20 protein-coding genes and 1 riboswitch are annotated in these 25423 nt (G+C 65.9%); of the genes, 8 read left to right on the top strand and 12 right to left on the bottom strand.

The window, feature by feature from the left end; all coding sequences use genetic code 11:
• Positions 1-224: 224 nt before the first annotated feature.
• Entirely contained in the window at positions 225-2006 is a 1782-nt protein-coding gene (locus tag EV292_RS20005; protein ID WP_132911033.1) for a YbhB/YbcL family Raf kinase inhibitor-like protein, read from the top strand.
• 98 nt (positions 2007-2104) lie between these two features.
• Here the strand turns inward: EV292_RS20005 and EV292_RS20000 are convergent, their stop codons facing one another.
• The 4 genes from EV292_RS20000 to EV292_RS19985 form a co-directional block, all read right to left on the bottom strand.
• Positions 2105-3133, bottom strand: a complete 1029-nt coding sequence (locus EV292_RS20000; RefSeq protein ID WP_132911032.1) for a ferritin-like domain-containing protein — start codon at positions 3131-3133, stop codon at positions 2105-2107.
• Between the two features lie 10 nt (positions 3134-3143).
• Entirely contained in the window at positions 3144-4136 is a 993-nt protein-coding gene (locus EV292_RS19995) for a ferritin-like domain-containing protein (RefSeq protein ID WP_132911031.1), read from the bottom strand.
• Positions 4137-5180: 1044 nt separating this feature from the next.
• Entirely contained in the window at positions 5181-6116 is a 936-nt protein-coding gene (locus tag EV292_RS19990) for a hypothetical protein (RefSeq protein WP_132911030.1), read from the bottom strand.
• Between the two features lie 1020 nt (positions 6117-7136).
• Entirely contained in the window at positions 7137-7769 is a 633-nt protein-coding gene (locus tag EV292_RS19985; RefSeq protein ID WP_132911029.1) for a TetR/AcrR family transcriptional regulator, read from the bottom strand.
• Positions 7770-7875: 106 nt separating this feature from the next.
• Between EV292_RS19985 and EV292_RS19980 the strand changes: the two genes are divergently transcribed.
• Positions 7876-8811 carry an alpha/beta hydrolase gene (locus EV292_RS19980; RefSeq protein ID WP_132911028.1) on the top strand — a complete coding sequence of 312 codons (936 nt, stop codon included), beginning with the start codon at positions 7876-7878 and terminating at the stop codon, positions 8809-8811.
• A gap of 500 nt (positions 8812-9311) precedes the next feature.
• On the opposite strand, the gene EV292_RS19975 is transcribed toward EV292_RS19980, so the two are convergent.
• Positions 9312-9716 (bottom strand): helix-turn-helix domain-containing protein, encoded by a 405-nt coding sequence (locus EV292_RS19975; RefSeq protein WP_279432446.1) that lies wholly within the window; start codon positions 9714-9716, stop codon positions 9312-9314.
• A gap of 99 nt (positions 9717-9815) precedes the next feature.
• Between EV292_RS19975 and EV292_RS19970 the strand changes: the two genes are divergently transcribed.
• Positions 9816-10742: an NmrA/HSCARG family protein gene (locus tag EV292_RS19970; protein WP_132911027.1), complete on the top strand. Its 927-nt coding sequence runs from the start codon at positions 9816-9818 to the stop codon at positions 10740-10742.
• A gap of 358 nt (positions 10743-11100) precedes the next feature.
• Here EV292_RS19970 and EV292_RS19965 read toward each other — a convergent pair whose 3' ends face one another.
• Complete coding sequence (locus EV292_RS19965; protein WP_165927207.1) at positions 11101-11712, bottom strand: TetR/AcrR family transcriptional regulator; 612 nt, start codon at positions 11710-11712, stop codon at positions 11101-11103.
• 119 nt (positions 11713-11831) lie between these two features.
• On the opposite strand from EV292_RS19965, the gene EV292_RS19960 reads away from it, so the two are divergent.
• Both EV292_RS19960 and EV292_RS22800 read left to right on the top strand, forming a co-directional pair.
• Positions 11832-12365 carry a nuclear transport factor 2 family protein gene (locus EV292_RS19960; protein ID WP_132911025.1) on the top strand — a complete coding sequence of 178 codons (534 nt, stop codon included), beginning with the start codon at positions 11832-11834 and terminating at the stop codon, positions 12363-12365.
• 521 nt (positions 12366-12886) lie between these two features.
• Positions 12887-13024, top strand: coding sequence for a hypothetical protein (locus EV292_RS22800; RefSeq protein ID WP_165895571.1), 138 nt, complete (start codon positions 12887-12889; stop codon positions 13022-13024).
• 163 nt (positions 13025-13187) lie between these two features.
• On the opposite strand, the gene EV292_RS19955 is transcribed toward EV292_RS22800, so the two are convergent.
• Positions 13188-14678: a PepSY domain-containing protein gene (locus EV292_RS19955; protein ID WP_132911024.1), complete on the bottom strand. Its 1491-nt coding sequence runs from the start codon at positions 14676-14678 to the stop codon at positions 13188-13190.
• Between the two features lies 1 nt (position 14679).
• Positions 14680-16848 carry a TonB-dependent siderophore receptor gene (locus EV292_RS19950; RefSeq protein WP_243693882.1) on the bottom strand — a complete coding sequence of 723 codons (2169 nt, stop codon included), beginning with the start codon at positions 16846-16848 and terminating at the stop codon, positions 14680-14682.
• Positions 16849-16954: 106 nt separating this feature from the next.
• Positions 16955-17162: riboswitch (cobalamin riboswitch) on the bottom strand.
• A gap of 111 nt (positions 17163-17273) precedes the next feature.
• Between EV292_RS19950 and EV292_RS19945 the strand changes: the two genes are divergently transcribed.
• The 3 genes from EV292_RS19945 to EV292_RS19935 all read left to right on the top strand — a co-directional run bounded on the left by EV292_RS19945 (position 17274) and on the right by EV292_RS19935 (position 21256).
• Positions 17274-17711 carry a DUF2946 family protein gene (locus EV292_RS19945; RefSeq protein WP_243693881.1) on the top strand — a complete coding sequence of 146 codons (438 nt, stop codon included), beginning with the start codon at positions 17274-17276 and terminating at the stop codon, positions 17709-17711.
• An 81-nt stretch (positions 17712-17792) separates the two neighbouring features.
• Positions 17793-20138, top strand: a complete 2346-nt coding sequence (locus EV292_RS19940; protein WP_132911022.1) for a TonB-dependent receptor — start codon at positions 17793-17795, stop codon at positions 20136-20138.
• Positions 20139-20506: 368 nt separating this feature from the next.
• Entirely contained in the window at positions 20507-21256 is a 750-nt protein-coding gene (locus tag EV292_RS19935) for a nuclear transport factor 2 family protein (protein ID WP_132911021.1), read from the top strand.
• A 350-nt stretch (positions 21257-21606) separates the two neighbouring features.
• On the opposite strand, the gene EV292_RS19930 is transcribed toward EV292_RS19935, so the two are convergent.
• The 4 genes from EV292_RS19930 to EV292_RS19915 all read right to left on the bottom strand — a co-directional run bounded on the left by EV292_RS19930 (position 21607) and on the right by EV292_RS19915 (position 25418).
• A complete protein-coding gene (locus tag EV292_RS19930) occupies positions 21607-22629 on the bottom strand; it encodes an IS110 family transposase (protein WP_132911020.1) in 1023 nt (340 codons plus the stop codon).
• A 260-nt stretch (positions 22630-22889) separates the two neighbouring features.
• Positions 22890-23657 (bottom strand): TorF family putative porin, encoded by a 768-nt coding sequence (locus tag EV292_RS19925; protein ID WP_165927206.1) that lies wholly within the window; start codon positions 23655-23657, stop codon positions 22890-22892.
• Positions 23584-24672, bottom strand: coding sequence for a S8 family serine peptidase (locus EV292_RS19920; RefSeq protein ID WP_132911018.1), 1089 nt, complete (start codon positions 24670-24672; stop codon positions 23584-23586). The genes EV292_RS19925 and EV292_RS19920 overlap by 74 nt, the downstream gene beginning before the upstream one ends.
• 107 nt (positions 24673-24779) lie before the next feature.
• Complete coding sequence (locus EV292_RS19915; RefSeq protein ID WP_132911017.1) at positions 24780-25418, bottom strand: zf-HC2 domain-containing protein; 639 nt, start codon at positions 25416-25418, stop codon at positions 24780-24782.
• Between the last annotated feature and the right edge of the window lie 5 nt (positions 25419-25423).

Here is a 25423-nt window from a genome sequence, read left to right as displayed (position 1 = left end):
CGGAACGGCTGACACTGGAAGGCTGCGCCGACCTACCGAAGGGCCGGGAACAAGTCGGTAGCCGTCTGCCAGCTGCGCGGCGGAGAGAAACCCGAATGGGTCATTCAGCGGCTCAGAGATCAATCGCGAAAGCAGCCGATCGTTCAGCGGAGTGGATGCTCCCCCGAGTGCGCCCATCGGGGCGACTCGCGCATTGTCTCCCTGAAACAAGGGGATAGCATTTCATGAAGGTCGCACCGCTCGCCGCCGCGCTCCTCCTCGCCGCCGCGCCTGCGCTCGCGCAGAGCAGTCCCGAAGACAATGACAAGCGACCGGTGCAGGCGCATTTCTACGAACTCACACCGCTGAAGCCTGATCTCGATTTTGCCGCATCGCTGAAGCTAGCTCGCGGTTATCGCGCCGCCGTGTGGGCAAGCGACCTCGGCAACACGCGCGTGATGGCAGTGGCGCCGGACGGCTCTGTCTACGTCAGCCGCCGGTCGGAGGCTGACATCGTCAGGCTGGTCGACGCGAACCGGGACGGTCGCGCGGACGGTCCACCGACCGTCATCGTCAATCGCCCCGGCTTGCACGGGCTGACGATCCACGACGGCATGCTCTACTTCATGACGGCCAAGGAGGTGTTCCGCGCGCCGCTCCGTCCCGACGGCGGCATCGGCACCGTGGAGACGCTGATCAACGACCTGCCTGATGCCGGCCAACACCTCAACCGCACGCTCGCGGTTGGCCCCGACAAGATGCTCTACATCAGCACGGGCTCGACCTGTAACGCCTGCGACGAGTCCAGCCAGGAGAATGCGACGCTGATCCGGGCGAGCCTCGACGGCAAGACGCGGCGTATTTGGGCGTCGGGGCTGCGCAACACCATCGGCTTCGGCTGGCACCCCCGCACCGGCGAGCTGTGGGGCTGGGACCAAGGTATCGACTGGCTGGGCAACGACCTTCAGCGCGAGGAGGTGAACAAGATCGAGCGGGGCAAGCGGTACGGCTGGCCCTATGTGTTCGAGGACGGCAAGCGAAACCCGCAGGACGAGCCGCCAGGCGGGCTCACCGCGGCGCAATGGGCGGCAGCGTCGGCGAATCCGGTGCTGATGCACGTCGCACATTCGGCGGGCATGCAGATGGCCTTCCACCCGGGCGGCGGGTTCGGGCCGGACGTCGCAGGCGACGCCTTCGTCGCGCTGCGCGGAAGCTGGAACCGCAAGCCCGCGTCCGGCTATGAGCTGGCTCGCATCCGCTTCGACGCGAACGGCCAGGCGACCCGCGTCGAGACCTTCGTCAGCGGGTTCAAGAGCCGCGACGGCACCGGCCAATTTGGCCGACCGTGCGGCGTGGCGATCATGCGCGACGGCTCGATCCTGCTCTCCGATGACGCCAATGGCGTGATCTACCGTATCACCTACGACGGCGCGCGCGGCCAGGCCGCGCCGCTCACGCCGCCACCCGGCCCGATGCTGAAGCAGGCGGCGCGCGGCAGCAACGTGCCGCTGGCGCTCCAGCGTCCCGAGACCCGGGCGAGGGGCGCGGCACGGCTCACGGTCGGCTCGGCGGGCTTCGTCGCCGATGGCGCGATCCCGCGTGACCACAGCGAATATGGCCTCGGCATCTCCCCCGCGCTGAACTGGTCCGCGGTTCCTGACGCCGTCTCCTATGCGATCCTGGTCGAGGATCCGGACGGCTCGGCCAAGCCGGTCGTTCACTGGGTCGCTTGGAACGTGCCAGCAGGTACCACCCAGCTGCCTTCAGGGCTGCAGGAGCGCGACCGCCTGAGCGGTGGGTCACTCAAAGGCATCATGCAGGGCACGAGCGGGCGCGGCACCGTCGGCTGGTATGGACCACGGCCGCCGAAGGGCGACACACCGCACCACTATCACTTCCAGGTGCTCGCGCTCGACCGGCAGCTTGACCTGCCGATCGGGGCGACGCGCGACCAGTTGCTCGCGGCCGCGGCCGGGCACGTCATCGCGACCGGGGAGCTGATCGGCACGTACAAAGAACCGAAGTGACGAGAGGCTCTGCATCGCGAGCACGCGGCGGACGATAAGTCCGCCGCGTGTACGCCAGCTACCGGCGCGTCCGCTGCTGGTGCGTCGCCAGCTTCTGCTCAGGCATTGGCTTGGCTCGTCCTGATCGCTCCGTTCAGGCCGGCGGGGAAGAAGCCGCCCGACGATACCGCTGCCTTGTTCTGGTAAACGACGTTGAGCACCTGCGCGGCGTTTCGACCCAACACCAGTCCGCCGGCGTTGGTGGGAACGAGGTTGGCGGTGGTGGCGTCGCCGATGTCCTGGTCGTTCTCGGTCGAGCCGTCGAGATCGTCGCGCGTGTTCGAAATGCTCGTGAGGCGCGTATAGATGCTCGGCACGGTCAGCCCACGCCGCCAAAGCTCGGAGCGGATCACGCCGTCGTGGTAGCATTCCGTGGCGAGAATGCCGGCCGACGCCTCCAGGAAGGTCTTGTTCGTGATCAGCCGAGCCGACCCGCGATAGGCCGTCACGCCGACGTCGGTCAGCAGGTACGATCCGATCAGGAAGTTCTCGTCGTTGAGGAAGGGGTCGAAGATCTCGCTCGCGCCGATCACCCCCGCCGCGCGCGCTGCTGCGGTGAAGGCGCCGACCGCCGTGGCGCCGCCGATCGTCACGCTCGCGCTGCCGGAAAGATTGATCGTGGGCTGCGCCACCGCAGCGCTGCCAAGGTTGGCGCGCAGGAAGCCGATATGGCCAAGCTCGTCGAACGCGATCTCGCGCGCATATTGCTGCACCACCGCGTCGGTGAAGGTCACCGCCCGTGCGGCTCCGTCGCCGCTGCCGGTCACCACCGCACCTTGCGTGCCCGCGCCCGTCTGCAGGCTCGCCGCGATGCCCTGACCGGACACGGCGTAGGAATAGTAATTCCCCTCGAGATACTCGAGCTGCAGCGCGAAGTTGAGGACGTCGACGTCGCTCGCGGTCGGCGCCGGCGTCGGTGACACGGAAGGAGCAGGCTCCCCGTCATCGTCGTCGTCACAGCCCGACAGCAGCGCTAGGCCGCCGGTCATCGCCGCCGCACCGCCGCATAGCCGAATGAAGTTGCGGCGCGCGCGACGCTGATGCTCGGCGCGTTCCATGAGGTCGAGAAACTCGGTCTGGTTGCTCATCGCCGCCTCCTCAGTTCGCGCCGGAGCGGCGCAGCGCCGCGTTGGGGTTGTTGGTACCGTTGGGGAAGAAACCGCCCGCCGTGGCGGCCTGACGGGTGAGATAGGCGATGTTGTGCACCTGCTCGGCGGTCCGGCTGAACACGATGCCATTCTGGTCGGTCGGCACGATGTTCGCGGCGAGGCCGAACTGGTTCTGCACCGGTGTGACGCCCTGGTCGTCGTCCGCCACGCGCTGCGGCGGCCCAGCGGACACCGCAGTGCCGTCGAGCGTGTCGCGCGCGTCGGAGATCTGGTCGGTGATCGTCCACACGGCCGGCACCTCGACACCGCGGCGGTAGAGTGCGCCGCGGATGATGCCCGCGTGGAACGCCTCGGCGGCGAGGATCCCGGCTGCCGCGTCGACGATGTCGGGATTGCTCAGCAGCGGCGAGCCGCCCTTGTAGGCGGTCACCCCGACGTCCTCGAAGATATAGGCAGCGATGAGGAAGTTGTCGTCATTGGCATAAGGGTCGAAGATCCCGCCGCTGGCGCTGAGGTCGACCCCGGCAGCGACCGCCGCGGCGGTGAACACATTGGCCGAGAGGTCGATCGCTGGCTGAGCTACGGCGGTCGTGGTCAACGCCTGACGCAACGACGCGACGTGCGCCAGTTCGTCTGCCGCGATCTCGCGCGCATATTGGATCACTGCCCGGTCGCTGAGATTGGCCTTGCGCGCGCCGGTCACCGCGCCCTGTGTCTGCGTGCCGGTGAGCTGGGCCGCGGGCAGGCCCTCGCCGCTATAGGCGTAGCTGTAGAATTGCGCCTCGAGATACTCGAGATTGAGCGCGAAATTGAGGATGTCGGTGTCGCTCGGCGCGCTCTGCGCCTCGGCGCGGCCGGAGAGCGCGAGCCCGGCGGTGCCCAACGCGACCCCTGCGATCGCGGTCCTGAAGAAATCTCGCCTTTGGCCGCGCCGTGCCACGCGCGCGTCCAAAGCATCGATCAGATGCTCACTTCCGGCCATCGCCATCTCTCCTGCCCCGGATCAGCGCGAGGCGACGCACTCCCGCTCAGACGGGCGCCGCCAGTCGATACGCTGAAAACGAGGAAAGGATGCGTGCTATCAATAACTTAGTCGGCCGCGGCCTGAGGTCCCGGGACCCCGGTTCAGCGAAACTGGCGGTTCGCCTCCTCAACAGGCTTGTTCCAGCCGAGCAGATCCGGTCTGGGATCGCCAGGATCTTCCCGTCGACCAAACCGCGCGTGATGAGCGCCTCGACCTAGCTCAAACCGCGCGCGGCGGCGCCAGCTACGAGCACGCATAGTTCAGCGTTCTCATCTAAGTTCCGTCGATCCTTACGCTTGACCACCGAGGGAGACCCAAACCAGCCACTCAGGACCAACTTCCCGCCCTTCAACTGCGGCCATTTGTTCATCTTGGCGTTCGGCTCATACGAGCGTTCCGCGCAACTAGAAGGGCGCTCGAGCGACGAATTGAGTAGCGGAACGGTTCGGTTGGTTTGCCCGGGGGCATGCGCCTCCCCTACTCCGCCCACTGCTGCAGGTGCACAGCCGTGAAAAAGCCGCCAAGTCCTTCGCACATGCGGAATTGAACCGATGCGAGTGTAAACGCTTGCAGAATACGACAGCGATATTGCCATGTACATCGAGGCGCCTACGCTAAGGTGCCGGGCACGACTCGGCGCACCGGGAGGTCGCATTATGAAAGTAGCGAAAATTATCGCAGCGGTTTACGCTGTGTCACTCTGCTCCACGTCGGCTTTCGCCCAGTATAACGATGGCGACGTGTGGTCGAAGGATCGCTGCATGCAGGTCGCTCAGCGCTGCATTGCGCAATTCGGCAGCGGGACGCGAGAAGCCTCAGAGTGCTGGACGCAGGCGGTTGGCGATCACTGTCCCGATGGCGGGAGTGATGCCGATTACCCGAGCCCCTTCCCGGACTGCTGGGCTGGTCCGAGCGCTTGCCATTGGGAGCCGATGCCGTTCTAACTAAACGAGCTGCGCGCTCCTACTTGGGCGCGCAGCTTAGCCCCCACGCACTGGCAAGTCACGCGACGTACCACCACTTGCGGTATCGACGACGCTTGGCGCGATCCTCGAACGAGAGCCCGGTTGGCACAAGCTCTTTGTACCGAGCGATCGCACGCCGAAGCTTTGAAGCCTCGCCAGACCACTCGTTCGAGATGTCGTAGAGTGGCTGGATAAGCTCCACGTAGAGGGTGTGCTTCTCTTCCTGCCACTCGGCAGCCGCGTAGCGGGCAGCGTCATCCTCAAGGGCCCTTTGCTCGTCTCGAAGCGCCTGCTCATGGTCAAGAAGTCGCTGCTCCTCCTCATCCCCAGTGCGGCGACGCCATGCGTCCCGCATCAAGCGGCCCCAGTCCTCACCCCCTGTGCGCACGACGACCTCGCCATCGTCCATGTCGCCGAGGAACTCCTCGTCCTCCTCATCGGCACGCGCCGCAGCCGCCGCAGCAGCGAGCCTACTGTTATGAACCGCCTCCATCTCCAGCGCCTGCTTGGCGACCTGCTCGGTGGCCGTGAGCTGGAGTTGCTTGAACTGGCGATCAAGACCGATAAAAGCCTCGTTGAACAGGCTGGCAAACTCGACGTCTGGCCATTCCTTCAGCTCCATGTTGCGGAGCTTCTCGAAGCGCTGAATGATGTAGCGGTCGAAGCGCTCCAGGGCCTCTTCGCAGGCTTGAACGAGCTGACCGCGACGACCGGCGGACTCGATGTCGCTGGCAATCGCCTCAATCGTCCCATCGATGTCTTTCAGAAAGCGCTCGATGAACTCCGCGAAAGCCGCGTCGCGCTCGACGGCCGCGTTTTCCTGCTGCCGACGTTGATCTGACACCGTCCAGACTGCCACCAGAATCGCGGCAATCGATCCTACCGCCTGCACCCACGCGGGCGCATCGAGGGACGTCGGTCCTACCGAAAGCGAGTACCCAGCCGGGCCGGAGAAAACTACCTTGTCGAGCATGCCAGCCTCCCTTTGACGCGGGAAGTAGCGACGCCTTCGTAAACCGATCTCTAATCCCGCCAGATTGGGTGAAAAAGCTGAAGGTCAGACCTCCGACTGGCTTCATGTTGAATAGGACTCTGTTAGGCAATCTGCGGGCGCTGGATCCAGAAGCGGCCGTTCCCGCCGCCCTGCCCGCATCCCACCTCCGCTCACTCGTTCACGTCGGTGTTCCAAGCGTGCGGCCATTCCGCGTAGCTGTCTGGTTGGCTTACTCTGGCAGGAAAGCGGCTGATCGGGCTTCGGGAAGGCGACCGGCGATACGCCGCGGCGATTGACGTTCCATCTTTGCGAAGGATCCGTTTGGGACCTTTAAGGTCTGGATGCCTTGGTAAGAACCGCGGATAGTGGTACGTCGAAATGGTGAGATGTGGCGTGGCTATAACCCGAGCGGCTCTTCTGGTTTGCACAGCCACCCTCGCCGATGCTTCGATAGCTGAATCAGTCACCACAAGCTCGCCACCGCAGGGCGAAGCGTCCGGTTTCCCAGCACGGCCGTCGACCTACCCGCTTACTCAATCCGACCTGATTGTGCTTCGTCAGGCTCTGAGGCCAAAGGATGAGCGAACACCGAGGCAGCGCTGCTTGGACAAAGAGCGGCGCATCCTGGGCGGACACGTTTCGGATCTCGCTGCAGCCGTTATTGACCTGAAGTGCAGTCATCTGTGACATGCCGCGTGAGGGCGTTTGCGAACGAACGACCTCGTTAAAGCGGCTGGATTGCGTGTCCGGTGGCAAGGTTTGGGCGATCGAAGCCCCTCTCCCGCTCACGCGAGGACCCATTTCCGGTCACCCAAGGCTACTCGTCGGCCACCCAACTCCGGCCATCCATTCAGCTCAACTGCGCTCGTCCCATCGCAGCCCTACGGCTGTGGGAACAGGGCACCAGGAAACGAGCCCGTCCGCAGAGCGAAGGCTGCTGCGGGGTCGACCCTGGGTTTGTAATGAATGAGAACCCACGCAACCGTCTGATAGGGCTAGCTAAGATCGTTCCGGCGCCAGGTTCCTATCGAGCAGCGCGGACCCAACCTCGGCCATCACGAGCAGATCAGCAAGCGGCACGCCGTCGCGGGCGGCGACGGCCATGCCGACGATCACTGCATTCAGGTACAGCGCTCCTATGCGCGTGTCCGCGGTGCTGCCGATCTGACCATCTGCGAGACCTTGATCGAGCCGCGCTTTGATGATGGCCACCGTCGCCATGCGTTGAGCCGTCGCGTGAAGCGCTATCTCCTCGTTATCTCGCGAGGTCGCGATCCCGGCCGTCGAGCGCATGCAGCCGAGCGGATATTCACCCCCGGCAAACAGCCTTGCCGATGCCTCTAGCGTGTTGCGGATCGCCCGGGCGACGTCCCTCTCGCCAGTGAGTGCGTCGCGAACCGGCTGCGAGACCTCTCGCTCGTACCAAGCCAGTGCCTCCTCGTGCAGCCTCTTCTTCGATCCGAAAGCGGCATAGAAGCTCTGGGTAGTGATACCCATCGCCGTCGTGAGCTGGTCGACAGACACGCCCTCGTAGCCGTGCACCCAGAACAGCAGCGCCGCTTTCGCGACGGCCTCGTCGACGTTGAAGCTCCTCGGGCGGCCGCGTCGGCGTGGTAGGCTCTCATTTTCCATAACGATCACTCTTGTATTCGGCTGGCTTGCCGCGTAATTACGGAACGGCCGTTACCGATATAGGTTACGGGTCAGTTCCGTCATCGACTTACCGAGGATCCTAGCCATGGACACGCTCCATCTCGTCGCGCCCGCCTATCGCGATGCCGCTGCCGTCATCCCCGTCTTCGACACGGAAACACAGTCTATCGATCAGATCCGTGAGGGACTGAGCCGCGCTTACGAGCAAGCGTATGGATCGCCGGATCTCGTGGACAAAGAGGAGGTCTTCATCGAGCGCACCGTCGACGAGCCTGTACGCGCACTCCTTTTCCAGCCCCAGGGCAGGCCGGTTCGCGGTGCCATCCTCCACATTCACGGGGGAGGGTGGCTTGCCGGCTCACCCGACATGTTCGCCGCCTTCTGCGCCGACATCTCCGAGCGACACGCGGTCGTCGTACTCTCGGTCGATTACCGCCTCGTTCCTGAAGCGCCGGGTGACGCAGCTCTGGACGACTGCTTCGAAGCGTTGAGCTGGCTGCACGCCCACGCTGTGCAGCTTGGTTTCACGACCGATCGGGTGTCGATCATGGGTGATAGCGCCGGGGGCAACCTGTCCGCGGCCACCGCCCTGCGCGCGCGCGATGCCGGGGTGCCGGTCCGCTCGCAGCTGCTGATCTACCCGGCGTTCGATGATCGAACCGCCGGACCCGACGCGCCGGTGCAGAACCCGTTCGCAGGGGAGTTCGTTCTGACACCGAGATACACCCGTCAGCTGTGGAAGGCGCGGCTGGCTAAGGTAACACCCGAGAGCCTGCCCTATCTCGCGCCGGCTCGTAACGAGCACCTCGCCGGCCTCGCACCGGCCTTCATCGCGATGGGAAGTCTCGATATCCTGATCGACGAGGCGCTCGAGTACGCCGGCAGGCTGATCCGATCGGGCGTGCCGACGGAGCTGCACGTCTATGACGGCGTCTTCCACGGCTTTGACCTGGTGCCGGGGCCTGAGACAAATGCCTTCAGAGCGGATCTGGCCCGGGCGATCGAAAGAGCGCTCATTTGACGAGCAACGACGACCGGGCGGCAGCGGCTGCTCGTGCACACGCTGTTGTCGAACTCTGCATCATCGAAGCAGGGCGCCGCCTCCGGAAGCTTCCGGAGGCGGCTAGCTATCACAGGCTCGATGCAGGTTTCGCACGGTCGCGGACGTTCACGTTAAGGCGCTTTCGACTTCGGCTCAGCGACATCCCAAAAGCAAGCATCCCGAAGAAGAAGGACGTAAGGCTTGATCATACGACCTTCTACATTGGCGCCGCATTTGAACCAACGTCCGCTTACGCCGGGGGCGCATTGCCGGTGAACGGCTACGTTTGGGCGCTAGCGGGCCGGCCGCTTCTGGCAGGAGAGCGGACCAGCCGCTCTCGGGCGAGGGAGCGTGCATCGGCGACGTTGGCTGGCCCGCCTGCTTTCCCGCAAACGATGGCAGAACGGGAAAACCTCAGGACGCTGAGTGCAAGGGCTTGGCCCGTTGCCCGTCAGTCGGCCGAGCATCCGCAGATCGACTCATTGACGGGCTTCGTCGAACGCGCGTCGGCACGCCTCCATAAGCGGCCAGTTTTCTCGGATCCAAGAGGTGAAACTCTCGAGTGCCGGCAACATACCTGATCCCATTTCCGTGAGCTGGTATTCAACGCGGGGCGGAACCTCGGTAAAATAGTGTCGCGTCAGCAGGCCATCGCGTTCCAGGTTTCGAAGCGTCAGGGTGAGCATGCGCTGCGTAATGCCCTCGATGCTGTTCTTCAGGGTTGAGAAACGCGCCCGGTGATCCGGTGCGACCGCCAAGTGCGACATAACGAGGACGGTCCACTTGTCGCCAAGCCGCGCGAGAACACCTGTCGGCGCGCACGGCTTGAAGCCGAGGCGTTCCTCGATTTCCACAGCGTCGCTGGCCATCGTCGCCTTCTTCAAGAGTGTCATCCTTGTGCCTGCGGCTCAGAAATGTGCCGTCTTCCGTGGCCCCTTCATGGGTATATATGAGTAACCCTTGACCAAAATCGAGGGTGTCTCATGTCCCACAATACTGAAACGCTTCTGGTGTTCGGAGCGACCGGTCAGCAAGGCGGATCGGTCGCCAACGCGCTTCTGAGCGCTGGATGGCAGGTTCGGGCGCTGGTTCGCGATCGAGCATCGCCGAAGGCGGCCAGCCTCGCCGAAGCGGGGATCGAGCTTGTGGAGGGAGATTTCGACGACGCCGACGCGATCCGCTCCGCGATGGCTGGCGTTCACGGCGTCTTCAGCGTCCAGCCCAGCTCCGGCCAAGGAGCCCTGTACAATGTGAGCGACGAAGACGAGGTGCGCTACGGCAAGGCGACTGCCGACGCGGCCGTCGAAGCCGGGGTCCAGCACCTCGTCTACAGCTCCGCCTCAGGAGTAGGAGAGCAGCCGATCGGCTTGCCGCACTTCGATACGAAGGCACGCATCGAAGCGCATATACGCTCGCTGCCGGTCACAGCGACCATCGTGCGGCCGGTCGGCTTTATGGACATGCTGGTGATGCCGGGCTTCGGCCTCGACATCGGGCACTTCCTGTCGTTCGCGGAGCCGAAGCAGTCGGTACAGCTGTTGGCGGTGGAGGACATCGGCCGGTTCGTGGCGGCGATTTTTGCGGATCGGCCGCGCTTTGGCGGAACGGTCTTGGAGATCGCCAGCGACTCCATCATCGCAGGCGACATCGCTACCTACTTCACGGAGGCGGCAGGTCGGACGATTACCTATTCGCGCTTCCCCGACGAAGTTCTGGCGAGCAATCCGTTCCTGGCGAAGCTTGTTGAACGGATGACAGACGGCACGCTGGCGGGCAATGCCGATATGGAGGTGCTGCGCGCCATCAACCCGGACATGCGGACGTTTCGCTCGTGGCTCGCTGGAAGTGGCCGAGATGCATTTCGGAAGGCGCTGGGTTCCGCCAGCGCGTGGGACTACACGCAAGCATGATGCCCGCGATGGGTCGCTTGCCGCTGAGGCAGCGGCCTTTCGGCGGGGGTTCACCAGCAGATGTGAGCGAGCCTTCCCGCAAACGAAATCGTATCGTGAAGGTGGCTGTGCTGATCGCGCTGAAAAGCGTCCGGAGCATACCCTTTACCGAAATCTGTTCCCGATTGCTCTTTCCCTGAACCGGCATTCGACGATGGGGAAACGCGAATGATCGCGGTGAACGAGTGGCTGCTTGCGGGCAGACCTATAGCCCACCTAAGCGTCAGGTTTGGGCGGAAAACCCTCTTCCCTCTCGTGCCGAGGATCTATTCGCGGTTACTCAGAGGCTTCTGCTCGCCTCCGCCTTCCGGCCGCTTGTTCATACCTCTCCCCGAGGCTCGCGCTCTGCCGGCTGGTGGACAAAAAGGCCGGACAGCATAACGTCCACAAACGCGTAAGTCTGCTCCTTCCAGTTCTGGCCTTGGCGGACTGTCGCGACCCCAACGATCCCGCGGAGTAGATCGAGCGGCGAGATTGGGACCGATGTGCCTTCGGCAACCTCCAACCGCCGGACAAGGATATCGATCGCGGGTGAGAGCAAGGTCGGAGTTTTGCTGTAGAGCGGCTCCGATCCGCCGATCAGCGTGTCGAGGACACCGGCGATCTCTCGCTTCGTCTCGAGGAAATCGACAAACATTCGCAACCAGGCGCGCAGCCCCTCGCGAGGTGCGCCCGTCTTCGCGATCTCGAATGCCGCCGCCACCAGCGTGTCGATCTCCTGGCGGTACACGGCCTCGATCAGAGCGTTCCTCGTCGGGAAGTGACGATACAGCGTCCCTATGCCTACCTTCGCAGCGCGGGCAATTCGCTCGAGGCTGACATCTGCACCCTCACCGACGAGCGCCTGGTGGGCGGCCGCGAGCAACGCCGCGCGGTTGCGTTCGCCGTCAATACGAGGGCGACGGGTCGTGCGAGGCGGGTCGGATGACATCTGACAAGAGCCCTTGATAAACGGAGGATACCTCCGCATATAGCGCTAGCGGAGCAAGCCTCCGCTTACCACAGAGTCGGGCGCGGTGCGATATCGACCACGTCCAAGGGAGATCCGCGATGGTTGAGAGTACAGCTGAGCAATTGCTCCACGTGCGAAGCGCAGACCTGCAGACCAAGGTCGACTACCTTCTCGATTACACCGCCATAACGGACTTGGTTCAACGATACGGACAGGCGACCGACACGCACGATTTTGACCTGCTGCGCACCTGCTACGGTGCCGAGATCGAGGTCGACCATAGGCCGACGATCGGGATGGGGCGTATGACGGTGTCTGCAGATAGATGGTGCGCCCTGGCCAAGCAGTTCCACGAGCAGCTGGACGGCGACGAGCACATCTTGGTGCCGCAAGGCATCGTCATTGCAGGCGACACCGCGTCATGTCACGTACTTATGCATGCTAGCCACTACTACCGGCCCGCAAACGGTAGCCCATACCAGTCGCTTGTCGGGACCTACGACCTCCGCTTTGCCCGCACCGACGGAGGCTGGAAGATCACGGAGTCGGTGCAAGCTGTGCGATGGGCCGAGGGCAACTGGCAATTCCATGAGGACATTAAACACTCTTTGGGCAGTCCCGACCTGAGCTGATCCGCTGCCACTGTCCTGTCTGCGCGGCCGACATGCGTCTCGCTTCAGCACGTTGAAGGTGTTCGGGCTACTTGCAACGATTGCTGGTAGCCCGAACGATTGAGGCGGCCGTAGAGCAGGCCGTAAGCTGCGCCCGGTGATCGAGCCGGCCTGGTTGCCGGCGAGCAGCACTTCAACTCAGGACGACCCTACCGCCCGGGCAGCTATCCCGCTGAGGCCTTTCGGACGGACCATAATGGAACTACCGTTATCGCGCTGGCACGAAAGGTGCTTACCTGCACCTAAGCTGGCTTGGGCACCTTAGGATCTATACCGCCCTATGTGTCAACAGCGGTCGGTCGCCGCTTCTCTCGACGACCCATTTTCCGACGTTCAGGGCACCGACAACGCTTACCATATGTCGTCGGTCGTTCATGTCGCCATCCAAGACCGTAACCTCGACGGAACAGGTCGGGAACTAATCAACTAATAGGCGGTTTTGTCCTTTGCACCACAAGATGGTGCCTGCTTGGAGCCGAAAGATGGCGAAGAACGAGCACACGAGCGAAAAAGCCGGCAAGGCAGCCTCGAAGGTCCTGAAGGACGGTCGAACCGGCAAGGACTCGAAGACGGCAGCTGGATCCGCACTGTCTCAGCGCCCCGACAAAAAGAAGAAGTGATCGATCGGGTCGGTCGGTATCGGCCCCCACCCGACTAGAACAGGTCTCAGTACGTCGACCCAACACCGGTCATTTAGTAGGCCTTAGTCGCTCCCCGACTTTTGCCATTCGTTCATCTCGCAGGGCGAGGCTCGTACGCCGGCTCTGCGGATCTCCTAAACGACTAGGATGGAGGGGGCGGCACGCTGGGCCTTCGCAGGATTATGATGCGCGACGCGCGTCGCCATCCGAGCAAGACGCCACTTACGGAGGTGACCACCCCGGCGATCGAGAAGAGCCAGATCCAGGCTCGGCGTGCAGGTGGATTGATCACCAACGGGATAGCATCCCAGCGATGCAGCAGATCGTAGGCGACACGGTACACGCGCCCTCGCCGATCGATCCTGCTGAGTACCGCGCCAGTGGCCGGATCCAGGTACAGCCAGGTCCCGCTCGGATCCTGGAAGCGAAGCCGCAGGACCGGCAAGTGCAGCTCGCTGCCGACGTCATACCAGTAGAAGTCGGGCGCGGTCAGCCTGGTCACCCGCGCAGCGGCGCCGTCAGGAACCAGTACCCGCGCCGCCTTCGAAAGGTGGCTGACGTTCGGTAAGGTACGCCCGCCCTCAGCAGCGACGACGAGGCGCCTTTCGGAGCTTCGCCACTCGAGCCAGACCAACCCGGCCGCGCGCACGACGTCCAGACGAACTGCGTGGCGGGGTGCCACCGCGTCCAATCCTGGAACGTCGATCGGCGGCAGCTTCGCCCGCTCATAGCGCAGGATGGCGCCTTCGCCCGGGTCTTCGCCCCGGAAGAAGTGTCCCGGATCGACCGACAGCCACCCACTCACGATCCAGAAGGTCAGCATCACGCCACCTGTGAGGCCCGCGACATGGTGCCATAGCATCCAGCCTCGATAAGGCGTCACGCGCCTGCCCTTGAATCGGCGTTGGCCGAGCCGAACGCGCAGCAGCCCGATCCACATGCCGGTGATCGCGGCAAGCACGCACGGTCCGGCCACCCAAATCACCACCTGCCGCCAGCCCTCCGGATGCTGGCGCAGCGCTGTAGGATAGAGCCAGTGCGGCACCGCGCCGAGCCAGTTCCAGAAGCGCTCGTGCGCGTCGGTGTCGAGCATTACCTCCCCGGTACGGCTCGAGACGTATAGCGCACGACCGTCTGGTCCCTTCAGCGTCGCGCGCCAGAGCGCTCGATGCGGATCATAGCGACTGGCGACGGTCCACTGGTCGCGCTCCACGAACGTTGTGGCGGCCACCTGTGCGTGACCGAAGGCGGTCGCGATACGCGCGGCTTCCGCGCTGCCGACGCCACGGACCAGCGCCGCGGTATCGGCGTCGATCGTCACGAGCTCGCCTGCCCTGCCCGTCATGCGCCACACTGGACGGTTTGCCATCATCTCAAGCCGCATCGCGCGCGGCTGCTCTGGCAAGTTAGCGAGCTGCTCGGCCTCTCGTGGGGGTACGTGCACCTTGGGCCAGTCGATCGGCGGCTGACCCGCCAACGCCTCGCGATCGGTAAGCGCCGGGTACGGGACGTAGAGCATTACCAGCCCGGACAAGAACCACATGAGAAAGAGCAGGCAGCTGGCCACGCCGATCCAACGGTGGATCAGGTACAGCCAGCGCCTGGCCGCTGGCGGCGGGAACGAGCGCGCCATCTCACAGCCGCGCGCGCAGCGCGACATCGAGCGAGCGCGGCCGGCCGAGCAGCCACTGCGCCGTGCCGTAAGTCGAGGTCACGTAACGGGTGTCGAAGAGATTGTAGACGCGCACGTCGGCCGCGAGCGCCGGCGTGATCGCGAACGAGAGGCCGCCGTCGGCGACGGTGTAGGCGGGCACCCGTGCACTGTTGGCCGAGTCGACGAAGCGCGCGCCGACGTGGCGCAGACCCGCCTGCGCGCGAACGCCGCGGCGACTCTGCCAGGTGAGCCACAGGTTGCCGGCGCGCTCGGGCACGTTGGGCGGCGTGTTGCCGGAGAGATCCGCGTTGCCGCTGAGGAAGTCGTCGAAGCGGGTGTCGAGCACCGTCCCGTTCGCCTCGATCAAGAAGCCGGCGGCCAGCGCGAGCGACAGCGCCGCCTCGACCCCCGTCGACGACTGCCGCCCGATCTGCTCGAGCGGACCGTTGGTGACGCGCTGCGCGACCAGGTCGTTCTTCACGATGCGATAGCCGGCGAGTGTCACGTTGACGCGTCCGCCGAGCAGCGCTGCCTTGGCACCCGCCTCGACCTGATCGCCCTTGGCGTTGGTAAAGGCGAACTGCGTCGCGCTGGTGGTGAAGGTGGTCAGCGTGCCGACGGGATCCACGCCGGTGGCATATTGCGCGTAGAGCGAGACGTTGCGGGAGGGCTGGTAGACGGTGCCGACGCGCCAGGTCGCGTCGCGGAACCTCTTCTGGCGCGCGCCGCCCGGAAAGGCGTTAGCCTCGCCCACCGGGGCGCCGGCCGCGTCGTAGAGGATGTTGCTGCGGCGCACCGCGTCCTCCTCGTATCGGAAGCCACCCACCAGCGAGAGCCGGCGCGACAGCCGCAGCCGGTCCTCGCCGAAGATGCTCCACTCGGTCGTGGTGGTGCGATAGCGCGGCAGCGTCGCCGCGCGATCCTCCAGCGTGCCAGGAGCAAAGTCGAACGGGTCGATCGCATCCGCCTGATCCGCGACGGCAAAGTTGTTCGAGTAGCGCAGGTTCACGCGGTTGACCTCGGCGCCGAGCACCAGGTCGTTGGCGAAGTCGCCGCCCAGCGGTGCGCTCAGCTTCACACTGGCCTGGTCGCCGTACTGCGTCATGCCCTGGACGATGCCGAGATTGTCCGACCGCTCGATCACACCGTTCGGCCGACCGGCCGCCGGCGTCCAGGCGTAGCTCTCGAGGTCGTACCAGCTGCGCTTGCTGGCGAGCCGATAGGCGGCGTTGGTGAGCGTCACCGCGTCGCTGACCGCCCACTCGGCGACGAGCGTCTGGCGATCGTCGCGGAAGCGGATGTCGGCGTCGGCGACGTTGTAGTTGCGGCGCCGGTTACGCGGGTCGAGCCGGCCGTCGATCAGCGGCGTGCCCCAGTAGCGCATTGGTGAGACGTCGCCATAGTCGCCGCGCAGCGTGAGGGTGAGCCGCTCGGTCGGCGCGACGCGCAGCGCGCCCGACAGCGCCAGGCTGTGGTTGTCGCCGCGGTCGACCCAACCGTCTGAACGACGGTAGCTCGCGTCCAGGCGGTAGCCGAGCTGCTCGCCCAGCGGACCGCCCGCGCCCGCCGCGACATGCCATGTGTCCTGCCCGCCGTAGCTCAGCTCCGCGTCGTAGCGTGGGGTGTCGCTCGGCGCGCGCGAGACCACGTTGACCGCGGCGCCGAGCGCGCCCTGGCCGTAGAGCACCGAGGCGGGGCCGGTCAGCACCTCGATCCGCTCGACGTTCCAAGGATCGGTCGGGAAGGTGACCGTGCCGGCAACCGGGAAGAGCCGGATGCCGTCGACCAGTTGCAGCACCGAGCCCTGTCCGACGAAGCCGCGTGCGGCGAGTGCGGTGTTGCCGTTCCCGGCGTTGGCTGCGGCGGTGATGCCGGGCGCGCGCGACACCGCCTCGACGACGGTGAGGTCGCCGCGAGCACGGATCGCGTCCCCGTCGACAGTTGCGACGCTGGCGGGCAATTCGAGCGGCGTGAGGCCGAGTCGGCTGCCGGTCGCGCTCGGGCGGTCGAGCGCGCCGTCGCCGCGGCCGACCACGAGAATGTCGTCACGCGGCGGTACGCGATCGTCGTCCCGCGCCAGCGCGCCGGAGGAACAGGTGACGAGCAGCAGCGCGGCGACGTGCGTCGCCGGACGATAAGTGGCGATCATCTTCATAAACCCCGATGAAGGACGGGGCACGCGGACCAGACACCGGCGCGCGCGGACGGGAAGCCCGGCCGCGGCATGCGAGCGACCAGACCGGGCACCCCGCCGGTGGACGTTATGGCGTCGAGGCAGGTCTCCTGGCTCGCGGGTCGGTGCGGATGGTCTGGCCTTCCCGGCCGCGCGAGCGCGACCAGTGACACGGAGCGACCACCTGCTCGCCGCTTACAGTTGCGGGGGCAGCGCCGGCATCGCACCGGCTTCCCGTCTTAGCTCCGGCGCGGCGAGCCGACCGGAGAACCTTGACCCGCATCGCATCGACGAGCCGGGGCGGCGCGTCAAGCTCATATAAAGATATCTTTATATGAGCTGTCAAACAGCGGCGCCTTGGGCGGCGCGTCGGTCACCTGCTATGGTCCTTCTTCAGTGACATGGTTGCCAACCCGAGGTATTCACAGCTCGTGGATGCGATACGGCACCTCCTCGCGCATCGCCGCTCCGCCGTGTTCCTCTGCACGCTGACGTTGCTGCTGAAGCTGCTGGTCCCCTCGGGCTATATGCTCGCTGCCGATCACGGACAGCTGTCGCTCATCGTCTGTTCGGGCGTCGCCGCGCCGCCCTCGGCCGCGACGTCGGCGATGCACGGCGACATGGCCGACCATGATCGCGGATCGGGTCACGGCAAGGCAGAGATGCCCTGCGCCTTCGCGGGCATGACCGGTGCGGCGCTCGCGGCGACCGATCCGCTCCAGCTCGCCGCGCTGATCGCCTTCGTGGTCGCCGGCGGGATGCTCTGGCGTGCGCCCGACAGACCGCGAGCCGTGGCGCGCCTGAGACCGCCGCTACGCGGACCACCAGCCTACCTCTGACCTGCCACTCAGTGCCGTTCGGAACGGCGCTCACCCATCGTGCGCCCGACGGATCAGGTCGGGCGGGTCAGAGGTATTCCCATGCTAACATCCCGCCAGCTTGCGAGCACCGCGGCGTCGTGCCTGCTGCTCGCCACGCCAGCCGAGGCGCGTTCCGGCCCCGCAACATCCGACGATGTTCTTCCGAGCGATGGCAGCGAAGAGGTCATCGTCACCGCCCAGAAGCGGGAGCAGGACGTCCGCGACGTGCCGGCGAGCGTCAGCATCCTGTCCGACGAGACGTTGCGGCGGCTGAACGCGAGCGACTTCTCCCGCGTCGCCGACGCCGTCCCGAGCTTGGCGTTCGCGACCACCGGACCCGGCAATTCGCAGTACATCATCCGCGGGATCGGCGGGGTCGGCTTCGTCCAGTCGCCCACGACAGGCGTCTACCTCGACGAGACGCCGCTGCAGACGCGCGCGTTGCGCGGCTTCTCTCAGCCGGATCCACAGCTCTTCGATGTCGCGCGCGTCGAAGTTCTACGCGGTCCGCAGGGGGTGCTGTTCGGGTCGTCATCCATGGGCGGTCTGGTACGGATCGTGACGAACCAGCCCGACGCGTCCACCGCGGCGGGGCGAGCGACCGCCAGTGTCTCGGCGGTGCGCGACGGGGGGACCAGCTGGGACGCCAAGGGCATGCTGAACCTGCCGCTCGTCGCCGACACGCTCGCGCTCCGCGTGAGCGGGGGTGTCGTGCGGCAGGGAGGGTGGATCGACGATCTTCGTCCGACCACGGGTAACCTGACGGAGAACCAGGGCACCGACCGAGTGAAGAAGGACGTGAACTGGACGCGGACCGGCACGATCCGCGCCGCGCTCCGCTGGACCCCCACCCCCGATCTGGCGATCACGCCCAGCCTCGTCTGGCAGAGTGGTTTCAGCAACGCCGATCGGCCGCATAGCGACGTGACGTTCGGCCGCCGCGCGCGCGTGAAAGCGCGATACGAGGACACGTTCGCCCGCGACCGCTTCGTGATTGGCTCGCTTCTGATCGAGCAGCACGTCGACGCGCTCGGCGGCGCGGACCTTACCGCCAACAGCTCCTATATGGATCGCCGATCGCGGCTCTCCTTCGACGTCACCGCGTTTGATTCCCCGATCGTCGAGGACATCGTCGGATCGGGTCCAGGTGGACGGCTGTTCCCCACCCCTCTGCGCGACAGGGGCTCCACAGCGCAGTTCACGCAGGAAATCCGCCTGATATCGGACGGTGCCGGGCCGCTCCAATACGTCATGGGAGGCGTCTACCGCGACCTGCACCAGCGCTCCGGCCGCACGATCACCGTCTCCGACCTGTTCGGAATTGTCGCGCCGGGGCCGCTCGGCGCGAGCGCACCGCCTGTGATCCAGGACACCGCCGTGGACTTCAGCGAGAGCGAACTCGCCGGCTTCGCGGAGCTGACCTACGCGGTCACGTCAACGCTCAAGATCGCAGCGGGCGCACGCGTCTTCGGTTACCGCCAGCGCGAGGCGAGCAGGCGGTATGGTCTGGGTGGGCCGGCAGGCGGTGACCTCGCCTACGATTACGCGGAGCGCAATCGCGAGACCGGCGTCACGCCCCGCTTCTCCGTGAGCTACGCGCCGGGCGAAACCGCGACGGTGTACGCCAGCTTCGCGCAGGGCTTTCGCACCGGCGGCGTCAACGCGCCGATCACCGACGACATCTGCTCGCCCGCGGAACGGCGCGCCGCGGGCATCCCAGACGTGCCCCCGCCATACGGCAGCGACCGGACGGACAATCTCGAACTCGGCGCCAAGACGAGCTTCCTCGGCGGGCGCCTGCGGATCGACGGCGCCGCGTTCGCGATCGACTGGAAGGACTATCAGCAGGCTTTCCAAAGCGCCTGCGGCGTGAACAACGCGACGACCATCTCCTTCACGGTCAACGCCGGCCGCGTCCGCAGCCGCGGCGGCGAACTCGATGTAACCGCGACGCCGCTCGCCGGCTTGGAGCTTCATGCCGGCGGCTCGTTCACCAACGCCACCTATCGCAACGCCGTACCAAACCTGCTGCTTACCGCGGGATCCCGCGTGCTGGACGTGCCACGCTGGGCCTGGAATGCGCGAGGTAGCTACGACTTCGTGGTCACTGGCGCCCTGCGTGGGACCCTGTTCGCGGCGGCGCGCCACGTGGGTGGCTCGAACAGCGGCTTCGGCGAGGGCGAGGTGCTGCCGCGGCCGGCCTACACCCTCGTCGACGCGACCGCGGGCGTGAGAACCCGCGATGGCATCGGCATCGACCTGTTTGTGACCAACCTGTTCGATGCCGTCCCGGTGTTCGGTCAGGAGTTCACGACGTCGCCGGGCAACACCACGGCGACGAGCTACTTTTCCTATCTGGTCGGTCCGCCACGGACGATTGGAGTGCGAGTGTCATTTGGGATCTAGCCGGGCAAATTCATGAAGCAGGGCGTATGCAGCGCCGTCGCGGAGACCCAGAAGCGGCCATTTCCGGCGCGCTGCCCGCTTCCCAACTCCGGTCCCTCGTTCACGTCGGTGCTCCAGGCATCTTGCCATTCCGCGTAGCTGTTTGGCTGGCTTAGTCTGGCAGGAAAGCGGACGCGTTCTCAACTGAGGGAGAATAGCACCCATTCGGCTCGCGGGGCCTCTCGCTCCGCTGCGTAGCCCATATCGACCATTGGCAGGGATGCGAGCTGAAGGTTGTCGCAAGCAAGGTGAGCGACGCCAACGACGCGCCAATCTTCACCCGTATGGCTCTCCGCGCCGCACGCGACTTGTAGATCGCCGTCCTCGTCATGCGCGAACGCGAGCACTGGCGCTCCGTCAAAAACGTGCTGGCAAACGAAGCAGGCCTTGTGAGGATCGAAGGTATGTCCAGCCAGCGAAATCATCGTGCTATTTTTAGCGGCAGCAGCTTCGTCCACAAGCCGGGCATCACGGACGATCTCACCGGATCGGTTTTGGGCGGCTGGTTATGGGCGAAGCGGGACGTCAGCTCTCGGTGGTGCTTCGCTGAGGTATCTGTCAGTCTCGTCGTCAACGCCTATCGGAGACTCAAGATGCGCCTCGTGCCTGCGTCCACCGTCGGCCTCGTTCTCGTACTGTCGTCACCGTCTCTCGCCCAAACTCAGCCCTTGAAGGGGGCGGAGGCCGCGCTGGCCGCTCTCGACATGCAGCAGAAGGGGATGGTTGCCCGCGCCGACGTCGGCGCGCTGGACGCCTTGTCCGCGCCCGGACTGACGATCAACGCCCCCACCGGTCGCGTCCTCACCCGCGCGCAGTTCCTTGCGATGATGCGCGACGGCCGCATCGGCGCGGAGGATTTCGAGCGCACGATCGAGAGCGTGACCGTCGACGGCGTTGTAGGCGTTGTGATGGGACGCGAGGTCTTCACGCCCACCCCGCAAAGCGAGCTCGGCCGCACCTACGGCGCGGTCCCGCTCGATCGCCGCTACACCAACGTCTACCGCCGGGAGGGCGGCAGATGGCGCTGGTTCGCGCGGCATGCGAACGTCGTGGCAAAGAGGGCGGCCGAAGCCCGCTAGTGGGCGTTGCGACCCCCTGCCCTCTCGCGCCGAGGACCCAAAAGGCGTCATTGAAGCCGCCCTGTGCCGAAGCCGAAACCGGACGCTTGTCGTCTAATCGCGTCGGGCGCAAGGGTCGACTAATCGCGTCGGGCGCAAGGGTTTTCTGAGATGCCGCTGCCGGGAGCATGGTCGTCTTCGCGGTCGGCATGTGCCGCCGCATGATGGGGCTTCGCGGGGCGACCCCTCCGAGGTTCATCACGCATTCTGCTGCCGTTGAGGCAACGGATGCAACAAGCGTCGCGGATTGGGTCGGCCTACGTCCCGGCAGGACGTCTCGCAGCGCCTTGCGACGCGGACGAGCTCGGGTGTCAGGCTGAGGTGCGTGTCTCCTGGAAGGGTTCGCCGGTCACCAGCATCGTGTGCATGATAACGGCCAGCTTGCGCGCAACGGCGACCGCAGCGCGCTTGAAGCCGAGACGCTCGCGGAGCTGCAGCCCCCATTTGCGCAGGTCGCACTCGGATCGGCTCCGCACCAGGAGTACGGTCGCAGCTTCGTAGAGCAGCCCGCGCAAATGGCTGTCGCCCCGCCTCGAGATATGGCCGTCATAGTCGACCTCGCCCGACTGGTAGCGGCGAGTGGTCAACCCGACCCAGGCACCGACAGATCGCGATCGCTTGAAGTTGGTCGGGTTCTCGATGGCGGTGATGAAGGAGGTTGCGGTCACGACGCCGACGCCGGGAATGGACATGAGCAGCTGGCAGGCATCGCTGCGCCGGGCGTCCGCCAGCAGTTTGCGTCCCAGCTCCGCGGCGCGAAGGCGAACGGCGTGCCAAGCCTCGAGTAGCGGCCGAATGATCCGGCCGAGGTCGGCGTTATCCGCGAGCAGAGCCTCAACCTGGCGCTCGAACTTGCTGCCCGACGCCGGCGGGACGACCAGCCCGAACGTCTTCATTAAGCCCCGGATCTGGTTCGACAGCTCGGTGCCGATCCGCACCAGGCGAGTCCGCGCCGCAACCAGCGTGCGCGCGAGCATGCTGTCGAAGCTCTTGACCCGGACCTCCTTGTAGAACCCGACCTCTGCCAGGTGAGCCAGGCCGTCGGCGTCGTTCGCATCCGTCTTGTTCGCCGCCATGTCGAGCGCCGCCTTGGCATGGCGCGCGTCGATGCAGATCGCCGGCAGCCCCTCCGCGCTCAGCGCATGAAAGAACCAGACCGACAGCGGTCCTGTCTCGAACACCACGCGCGCCACCTCTGGGGCGTGCTTGCGGATTAGCGCGGCGAGCAGCTGCGGATCCGAGGCGCATTTGCCGCGCCACACTCGCTTGCCGTCACGCCGGATCGAGACCGCTGTCTCTTTCAACGATACGTCGAGCCCGATATACTCACCCATGGCTGTTCTCCGTTCCGATGTATGGGCCCGGCTGCCAGTCGTGAGCCCGCACCTTCATCTACCGGGGAACAGCCACCTGCCTCCACGTCATCGCTGATCGAGGTAGCTCGCTCCCGCGATTACCCCATGTTCATCGCCGTTTCTGGAAGCCGGACGCGACCCGCAGGATTGACGGATGGCTTGGGGCGCGAGCAAAAAAGACCTATGCCTGAGACTTCGCGCCAAGCCGGGCTTCGCCGGAAAGCCTCAGACCGTTCGACTTAGAAGGCTCTGCTGACCGAAAAAACGAGCGCCCCGCGCCGGCCGGTTCGACGGTTCTCGCTGTAGCGGTCGTAACCCTGACCTGCGCCGATCCAAGTCAGGCTGACTGCCGCGAGCTGATCGGGCCGCCACGTCGCACCAAGCCGCCAATCCACCGTGACCGCTCGCCCGAAACCTTCAATCCGCGGCGGGCGGAGCGCGCCGATATGTCCGCTCAACGTGACTCTACCGCGCTCAACGAGCGTACCTTCGACCTGCACGTAAGAGGCGTTATGGCCCCAACCGTCGTAGCTGGGCGCGTAGAAGAGATGCGCGGACAAACGTCGGCCGACCAAGCCGGCGTAGAGCTCCGCGAAGCTCCTGCCGTATTCGATCGTTGCATAGCGATCATAGGCACGGCGGACCGCGCCGACGTCCACCGACACGGAAGGAGCCACGCGTCGCGCGTAACCGACATACTGGACCGAGCGCAGCACGCGCACGCCCTCGTCGTGGACTCCGCCTGCGGTCACCGACACGCCGCCGTAAAGCCCGCTGGGATCGTCGAGCGACAGCGCTGCGGTGACCACTGGGCGACCATCGCTAGTGCTAACGCCGCGAAACCGGTCGTCGCTGGCGATCACGAGTGAGCCACCAACATCGGCTGCAGCTGGCGTCGCGAGAGCGGCGCCGATTAAGGCGAGCGCGAGCCGCTCAGCAGCGGCGGGTGCTCGACCCAGCCGCGCGGCGGACTGTGGCGCACGCGTCGATCTCGCCGCCGTCCGCACGCCTTGCGACGAGGTCACTGTCGGCGCGGCGAAGCTGCCGGGTGAGTGCGAGCAGGCCACTGACGTGCGCGGCGGCATAGGAGTTGCCGCTCACCAGATCCCATCGTCCCCCCGGTTCGGTCGTCGGCACGTCGCGGCCGGGCGCATTGTACACGCCGGCGCGCTCGCTCGCCACGCCGTCCTGCGCCACGCGCACGACCCCGGGCAGCGACGCGGGAAAGCCGGTGCCGGTTCGTGGATCGACGGCCGCCACGACCGCCGCGCCGCGCCGCTGCGCCAAGGCGACCAGCTTAGCGATCAGCGGATCGCTCGGTCCGCTCAGGCTCATGTTGATCACCCCGGCTCGTCGCTCCGTAGCGTAGAGTAATGCCCGCGCCAGGCTGATCGAGTCGCACACCGTTTCGCCAGGCAGACGCTGCCAACAGGCGCGCAAGCCCATCAGTCGTGCGTCGGGCGCCACGCCGGCAATGCCGAGCCCGTTGTTGGCCCTTGCGGCGATGATACCGGCGACCCCGGTCCCATGCGCCTCCGCAGATGTCGCTGGCGCGCCGACGAAGTCGCGAGTGACCGCTACGCGACCGACCAGATCGGGATGGCGAGCGTCAATCAAGCTGTCGATCACCGCGACGCTGACGCCCGCACCGGTGGCCAGACGGTGAAGGGCGGCGAGCTGCCATGCGCGTGCCGCCGGCTGCGCCGCGAAGAGGCGGTCGTTCGGCTGGGGCGCGGGCGCCGCCTGTGCAGTGAATTCGTTCATCGGCTGCGACCAGGCCACGCCAGAGTGGCGCGCCAGCCGGGCTGCGACCCGATCGAGCGGTTCGCTGCCCGGCACTGCCATGATGACGCAGTCGACGCCGAGCAGCGGCATCGGCCAGGTGTCGAGCAGCGTCAGCCCCTGCTCGCGCGCGAGCCGCGCCGCGAGCCGGTGTCTTGCTCTCGCGGCCGCGGCATCACCGTATCCGCCCGCACCATAGTCGCCGCCTGGACGATAATGTTCGGGCGGCAGGTCGAGCATAACGAGTATGCGGCGCTCACCGGGGACCGGCCGCGACTCATCGGCCGACGCCGAAAGCGGTGCCGCGACCACGGGGGTAAGCAGCAGCAGCAGGGCGGCAGCTCGCCTCACGGCGCAGACCCGCGTTCGATCGGCTCGGCCAACGTGACCGCTGGCTGCGCGCGAAGTCGCGCCAAAGCTGTGCCGTCACCCGGTAGCGCGATCACATAAGCACCGGAGGCGGTAGGCCCATCGACCAGCCGCGCGTCCGCTTCGGCGAGAGAGCGGCGCAGCGCCGCCTCGCTGGTCTCCGGTCGGAACATGACCAAGGCGTTGCCTGCACGTACCTGCGACGCATCACCGAGAGCGCGATAGGCAGGGGCACGCTGCGACGGAAGCGCCACCCAAGTCCCGAGCACCAGCAGTGCGGCAAATTGCGCGCCTGCGATCCAGCGCCAAGTGCGCTGAGAGCCGAGCGCACCGGAGCGCCGGACCCAGGCGCGCGCACGTTGCCGCGGTCTCGGCTCGGCGCGGTCGAGGAGCGCGCTCATGCCAGCCCATCCGTCACCGGCTCTAGGCTCGGCCGTATGCACCGCGGTGGCGAGCGCGCGCTCGCGCGCCAACTCGGCGCGACAGGTCGCACAACCAGCAAGATGGCGCCCGACAAGTTCCTCGTCCGCCGCATCCAGCGTGCCGGTGAGGTGCCACGGCAGCAGCCGCAGCACCGCCCCACAGGCGTCATCGGGCATGGCGATCAGCTGTCCCACCGTCC

The organism is Sphingomonas sp. BK235 (assembly GCF_004345855.1).
GTDB lineage: Bacteria > Pseudomonadota > Alphaproteobacteria > Sphingomonadales > Sphingomonadaceae > Sphingomonas.
This window is presented reverse-complemented; position numbering and strand designations above follow the sequence as displayed.

Coding starts and splice junctions, on each gene's coding strand:
- EV292_RS20005 (WP_132911033.1), top strand. CDS start 225: ATGAAGGTCGCACCGCTCGCCGCCGCGCTCCTCCTCGCCGCCGCGCCT.
- EV292_RS20000 (WP_132911032.1), bottom strand. CDS start 3,133: ATGAGCAACCAGACCGAGTTTCTCGACCTCATGGAACGCGCCGAGCAT.
- EV292_RS19995 (WP_132911031.1), bottom strand. CDS start 4,136: ATGGCCGGAAGTGAGCATCTGATCGATGCTTTGGACGCGCGCGTGGCA.
- EV292_RS19990 (WP_132911030.1), bottom strand. CDS start 6,116: ATGCTCGACAAGGTAGTTTTCTCCGGCCCGGCTGGGTACTCGCTTTCG.
- EV292_RS19985 (WP_132911029.1), bottom strand. CDS start 7,769: ATGGAAAATGAGAGCCTACCACGCCGACGCGGCCGCCCGAGGAGCTTC.
- EV292_RS19980 (WP_132911028.1), top strand. CDS start 7,876: ATGGACACGCTCCATCTCGTCGCGCCCGCCTATCGCGATGCCGCTGCC.
- EV292_RS19970 (WP_132911027.1), top strand. CDS start 9,816: ATGTCCCACAATACTGAAACGCTTCTGGTGTTCGGAGCGACCGGTCAG.
- EV292_RS19965 (WP_165927207.1), bottom strand. CDS start 11,712: ATGTCATCCGACCCGCCTCGCACGACCCGTCGCCCTCGTATTGACGGC.
- EV292_RS19960 (WP_132911025.1), top strand. CDS start 11,832: ATGGTTGAGAGTACAGCTGAGCAATTGCTCCACGTGCGAAGCGCAGAC.
- EV292_RS22800 (WP_165895571.1), top strand. CDS start 12,887: ATGGCGAAGAACGAGCACACGAGCGAAAAAGCCGGCAAGGCAGCCTCG.
- EV292_RS19955 (WP_132911024.1), bottom strand. CDS start 14,678: ATGGCGCGCTCGTTCCCGCCGCCAGCGGCCAGGCGCTGGCTGTACCTG.
- EV292_RS19950 (WP_243693882.1), bottom strand. CDS start 16,848: ATGATCGCCACTTATCGTCCGGCGACGCACGTCGCCGCGCTGCTGCTC.
- EV292_RS19945 (WP_243693881.1), top strand. CDS start 17,274: ATGGTTGCCAACCCGAGGTATTCACAGCTCGTGGATGCGATACGGCAC.
- EV292_RS19940 (WP_132911022.1), top strand. CDS start 17,793: ATGCTAACATCCCGCCAGCTTGCGAGCACCGCGGCGTCGTGCCTGCTG.
- EV292_RS19935 (WP_132911021.1), top strand. CDS start 20,507: ATGCGCGAACGCGAGCACTGGCGCTCCGTCAAAAACGTGCTGGCAAAC.
- EV292_RS19930 (WP_132911020.1), bottom strand. CDS start 22,629: ATGGGTGAGTATATCGGGCTCGACGTATCGTTGAAAGAGACAGCGGTC.
- EV292_RS19920 (WP_132911018.1), bottom strand. CDS start 24,672: ATGCTCGACCTGCCGCCCGAACATTATCGTCCAGGCGGCGACTATGGT.